The organism is Streptomyces sp. NRRL F-2664 (assembly GCF_000719345.1).
Taxonomy (GTDB): Bacteria; Actinomycetota; Actinomycetes; order Streptomycetales; family Streptomycetaceae; genus Streptomyces.
Genome location: NZ_JOFX01000141.1, coordinates 1 through 3,111 on the forward strand (window position 1 = coordinate 1; position 3,111 = coordinate 3,111).

General features: G+C 67.7%; 3 protein-coding genes and 2 pseudogenes. 3 read left to right on the top strand and 2 right to left on the bottom strand.

Annotated elements, in window-relative coordinates; translation table 11 throughout:
* Positions 1-322: 322 nt before the first annotated feature.
* The 3 genes and pseudogenes from IF89_RS39110 to IF89_RS49935 form a co-directional block, all read left to right on the top strand.
* Positions 323-1,394: pseudogene (locus IF89_RS39110) on the top strand (IS110 family transposase); the annotation flags it as partial.
* Between the two features lie 151 nt (positions 1,395-1,545).
* A complete protein-coding gene (locus IF89_RS49930; RefSeq protein ID WP_420707011.1) occupies positions 1,546-1,764 on the top strand; it encodes a transposase in 219 nt (72 codons plus the stop codon).
* 55 nt (positions 1,765-1,819) lie between these two features.
* Positions 1,820-2,083, top strand: coding sequence for a transposase (locus IF89_RS49935; protein ID WP_420707012.1), 264 nt, complete (start codon positions 1,820-1,822; stop codon positions 2,081-2,083).
* A gap of 296 nt (positions 2,084-2,379) precedes the next feature.
* Here IF89_RS49935 and IF89_RS49940 read toward each other — a convergent pair.
* Together IF89_RS49940 and IF89_RS48600 are read right to left on the bottom strand one after the other, a co-directional pair.
* Positions 2,380-2,583: pseudogene (locus IF89_RS49940) on the bottom strand (recombinase family protein); the annotation flags it as partial.
* A complete protein-coding gene (locus IF89_RS48600) occupies positions 2,549-2,797 on the bottom strand; it encodes a recombinase family protein (RefSeq protein ID WP_234328014.1) in 249 nt (82 codons plus the stop codon). The gene IF89_RS48600 and the pseudogene IF89_RS49940, both read right to left, overlap by 35 nt.
* Between the last annotated feature and the right edge of the window lie 314 nt (positions 2,798-3,111).

The window sequence follows — 3,111 nt, forward strand, 5'->3', positions numbered from 1 at the left end:
CCGTCCGAAATCGCCAGATCACGCCCTCGAACTGCCGTCACCGCCGCTCGGGGCACGGGCCGCACTCGCCGCCGGCAGGTACGGCCAAATGAACTCCCCCTCGGCACCAGCCAGTTGCACGCGCATCACACAACATGATCTACCGTATCCGGCGCGACCACGAGGGCGAACCCGCAGATTGATCACAATCCAATACTCGCTTTAACGCAACGGCATTGGATCGCATGTCTTGGGGGGGCGTGTCACCGGCTCCGGAGGCACCGACAGACCGCTGATTAGGGGCATGACCACCGACTTCTTTGCAGGTCGGGAGGCTGTCATTGAGCTCCACGAGGTCTTCGGAAAGCTGCAGGCCAAGCATGGGACCGTGCTCGTCGTGGTCGACCAGCCAGCCTCCATCGGCGCCCTGCCACAGGCCGTCGCGAGAGACATGGGCTGCCCGGTCGCCTATCTGCCCGGACTGACGATGCGGCGGACCGCCGATCTCTACCCGGGCGAGGTCAAGACCGACGCCCGCGACGCCTTTGTCATCGCGGACGCCGCCCGCGTCATGCCCCACACGCTCCGCTCGGTCGACCTCAAGGACGAGACCATCGCCGAGCTGGAGATGATCGTCGGCTTCGACGACGACCTGGTCGGCGAAGCCACCCCCATCAGCAACCGGCTGCGGGTCTGTTGACACAGATCCATCCGTCGCTTGAACGGGTCCTGGGCCCGCGAGTGCAGCATCCAGCCGTGCTCAAGCTCCTCAACCAGTTCGGTTCCCCGGGCCAGATCCGCAAGGCCGGACGGCGTCGGCTCGTGACGTTGATACGTCCGAAGGCATCGCGGATGGCCGAGCGGCTGGTCGAGGACATCTTCACCGCGCTGGACGAACAGACCGTCGTCCTGGGCACCAACGCGGCCGCACTAAGCGTTCCCAGCCTCGCCAGTTCGCTCCAGGTCGTGCTTGACCAGCGAAAACTCCTCGCTCGAGGATCGAGGAACTGCTGGAGGCACACCCTCTTTCCAAGGTCCTGACGTCCATGCCGGGGATCGGCGTCAGGACCGGAGCCCGCATCCTCATCGACGTCGGCGACGGATCCAGCTTCCCGTCAGCCGCCCACCTCGCCGCCTACGCCGGCCTCGCCCCCGCGACCCGCAGTTCCGGCTCCTCGATCCGCGGCGAACAATCGTCCCGGAGGGGAAACAAGCAGCTCAAACGGTCCTTCTTCCTCTCCGCGTTCGCCGCCCTGGCCGACCCGGCTTCCCGCACCTACTACGACAAGAAGATCAGCCAGGGCAAACACCACGCCCAAGCCCTCCTCTGCCTCGCCAGACGACGAGCCGACTTCCTGTTCGCGATGCTCCGCGACGGCACCTTCTACGAACCCCAACCCGCCCCATCAGCTTGACCAAACCCATAGGGGCCCCGGACCACACCAGGCTCCCCTGCCTGCGCCTGGACGCGGCGTACTGCACGGTCCGGGTGAACCACCAGACCGTGTCCCAGACGTCGCCACCGCCACCGCTACCGGCACCGCCGAAGACGGCGGCCGCGAGGTCCTGGGAACCGCCGCAGGCGACAGCGGGACCGAAGTATTCCGAAGCGAGTTCCTGCGCTCGCTCCCCGCCCGACCCCTGGTCGGCGTCCGCCTGGCCACCGCCGGCCACCACAGCAAACCGACCGCCGCGACCCGCTGCGCGACGCCCGCCTCCACCTCTCAGCGGTGCCGCGTCCACTTCCTGCGCACCTGCTTCCCACACATACCCGAACGCCTGTGAGACGGCCGCCGCGACCATCCGCACCGCCTTCGCCCCCCCGAACTGGTCCCCACGGCTGGACACCGTCGCCGACACGCCCGGCGAGCAGTCCCCCAAGGCGAAAGAGATGCTCCCGGCAGCGAACGACGACCTGACCGCCTTCGCAGCCCTCCCCCTCCAGCACTGGAAGAAAATCCAGTCCGCCAACCCCCTGAAACCCTTGAACCGGGAGATCAAACGCCGCACTCCACGACGAGTAGCTCGCCTTCCCCCGCCGCTACCCGCCCCGAAGGCCCTGTTCTCCCGAAGCTGCCACGAAGTGACAGGTAACGTTGTGTAATCAGAGTGACGCTCGGGCAGGAGCGGCGAGCGCCTCGATGGCTTCCGGGTACACCACCCGTTTCTCGTGCTCGGCGAGTGCCCCGGTAGATGCTGGCGACGGAAGGGCTCTGTTCCCTTGCGCTTGCCAGTGGGGATGATCAGATCGGGCTGGATCTGCTCGACGGACTCGCCGTTCGCCCGCCTGCGGAGCACGGTGTGCAGCATGTCCTCGGTGATGACCGGCGGTCGGCCGCCATGCTTGCCCTTGCGGGCCGCCGTGTCGAGCCCCTCCAACGTCGACTCCCGGAGGTTCTCCCGCTCGGTCTCCGCCATCGCCGCGAAGAACGCGAACAGCAGCTTGCCGGGGCCGGTGGGGTCGTAGATGCCGGGCAGGGGCCCGGCGAGTATCTCCAGAACCAGGCCGTGGGCGGTGAGCTGGTCCGCCAGGGCGGTGAGTTCGGCGGCGTCGCGGCCGAGCCCCGCTTCATCTCGTACACCGTGGAGATGACCCGGCCGCACCCCGGGTGCTGATCTTCTCGCTGAAGATCTTGTTGCGGGGGATGCCGTGCTTGGCGAGCGCGTCGAGCTGGGAGTCGAGTTCCTGTCCGAGTGTCGAGCACCGGGCGTACCCAATGCGGATGTCCGCGCTCGGCAGGCCCGGGTCGATCGGCGCCGGCGGCGGGGTGCCCGGGCGCCACGGCCGGCCCAGGCCGCGGTCGGCTGGGGTCGGCACGCGCAGTGCCTTCTTCAGCCGGGGCACCATGGTGAAGCGTCGGGTGTGGTAGGCGGAGGCGACCGCGCCGCCGCGCGAGCGGCACGGTGAGCCGGGCGGTGCGTCACACTTCGGACAGGCGTGCTGTTCGACGTCGTCGGCGTCCGACCGGTTGGTTTGGGGAAGGCTGTTGAGGGTCCGTCATGGGCCCGGATCTTCCGCACAATGCAGGTCTCAGAGGGCGTTTAGCCCATATTCGGGGTTCTTTATATGGGTCTGCGCTCTGGTTTGGCTGGGACCACTGAGGCTGGTGTGAGTAGTGGTGCATGAGTCGC